This is a genomic window from Halomonas sp. (assembly GCF_041689495.1).
Lineage (GTDB): Bacteria > Pseudomonadota > Gammaproteobacteria > Pseudomonadales > Halomonadaceae > Halomonas.
Genome location: NZ_JBDNGD010000014.1, coordinates 1 through 1803, shown reverse-complemented (window position 1 = coordinate 1803; position 1803 = coordinate 1). Strand labels below are relative to the sequence as shown.

Annotated in this window: 2 protein-coding genes; both read left to right on the top strand. The window is 64.7% G+C overall.

What is annotated here, in order from left to right:
• Nucleotides 1-885: phosphoribosylamine--glycine ligase (gene purD, locus ACESMD_RS00465; RefSeq protein ID WP_372609337.1), on the top strand; the 885-nt coding region annotated here is incomplete at its 5' end.
• Nucleotides 885-1757, top strand: a complete 873-nt coding sequence (locus ACESMD_RS00460) for a phosphoribulokinase (protein ID WP_372609336.1) — start codon at nucleotides 885-887, stop codon at nucleotides 1755-1757. The genes purD and ACESMD_RS00460, both read left to right, overlap by 1 nt.
• Nucleotides 1758-1803: the final 46 nt, after the last annotated feature.

Sequence of the window (1803 nt, the reverse complement as noted above, 5' to 3'; positions counted from 1 at the left end):
GAGAAAAAGGGTGCCCCCATCGTCATCAAGGCAGACGGCCTGGCGGCCGGGAAGGGCGTCATCGTGGCCATGACCCTGGACGAGTCGCAGGCGGCGGTCCGCGACATGCTCGAGGCTAATGCCTTCGGCAATGCCGGTGCCCGGGTGGTGATCGAGGAGTTCCTCGAGGGCGAGGAGGCGAGCTTCATCGTCATGGTCGACGGCGAGACCGTGCTGCCCATGGCCACCAGCCAGGACCACAAGCGAGCCGGTGACGGTGACACCGGCCCCAACACCGGTGGCATGGGCGCCTATTCACCCGCACCCGTGGTCACCGATGATGTCCACGCGCGCATCATGGAAGAGATCATCCTGCCCACCGTGCGCGGCATGGCAGCGGAGGGTCATGCCTATACCGGCTTCCTGTATGCGGGCCTGATGATCGATGCCGGCGGCAAGGCGAAGGTGATCGAGTACAACTGTCGCTTCGGTGATCCCGAGACCCAGCCCATCATGGTGCGTCTGACCTCGGATTTCGCCGACCTCTGCCTGGCCGGGGCTCGGGGCGACCTCGCCGGCAAGACCTGTGACTGGGATGCTCGCCCTGCCGTGGGCGTCGTCATGGCGGCCGGTGGCTATCCGGGCCACTACCGCAAGGGTGATGTCATCGAGGGACTCGCGGCCGCCGAGGCGACGGGCTGCAAGGTCTTCCATGCCGGCACGGCCGAGCGGGATGGCCGCGTGGTCACCGCCGGTGGACGGGTGTTGTGTGTCACAGCGCTGGGTGAGGGAGTCGGTGCGGCCCGGGACCTGGCCTATGAGGGCCTGGCCGAGATCCACTGGCCCGACGCCTTCTATCGTCGAGATATCGCCCATCGTGCGCTCAGTCGGGCGGGAGGCAGCTGATGTCCCGTGAGTACCCGATCATCGCGGTAACCGGCTCCTCGGGTGCCGGTACCACCACCGTCAAGCGTACCTTCGAGCGCATGTTCGGCCGCGAGGATGTGCATGCCGCCTTCGTCGACGGGGATGCCTTCCATCGCTACAACCGGGTGGAATTGGCCCGCATCTTCCGTGAGGAACCCGAACGCAAGGACGAGCTTTCCCACTTCGCGGTGGAGGCCAACCGACTCGACTATCTCGAGGCACTCTTCCAGGAGTATGGCGAGACCGGTGCAGGGACCTTCCGGCACTATATCCATGCCGAGGACAAGCAGATGATCGAGGCCGGCTACCAGGTCGGCACCTTCACCGAGTGGCAGTCGCTTCCCTTCGGTACCGACTTGCTCTTCTACGAGGGTCTGCATGGTGGCCTGGTCACCGCCGAGCACGACATCGCCCGCCATGTCGATCTGCTGGTGGGCGTGGCGCCGACCATGAACCTGGAGTGGATCCAGAAGATCGACCGGGACATCAAGATGCGTGGCTATTCCCAGGAGGCGGTTATCGACACCATCCTGGGGCGCATGGATGACTATGTGCGCTACATCCAGTCGCAGTTCTCGCGCACCCATATCAATTTTCAGCGCGTGCCCACGGTGGATACCTCCAACCCCTTCGAGGTCCAGGACATCCCCACCGATGCCGAGTCCTTCGTGGTCATCCGCTTTCGTACGCCCGCCACGGTGGATTTCCCCTACCTGCTGGCGATGATCCAGGATGCCTTCATGAGTCGTCGACACACCCTGGTGGTGCCGGGGTCACGGCTCTCCCTGGCCATGGAACTGATCCTCGGCCCTCTGGTCCGCCACCTGTTGAGCCAGCGGCGCTTCCGCTGACTCGTCGGCGGGAATAGCGGCCATGACCGTCGCCTGCCGGTTTCCT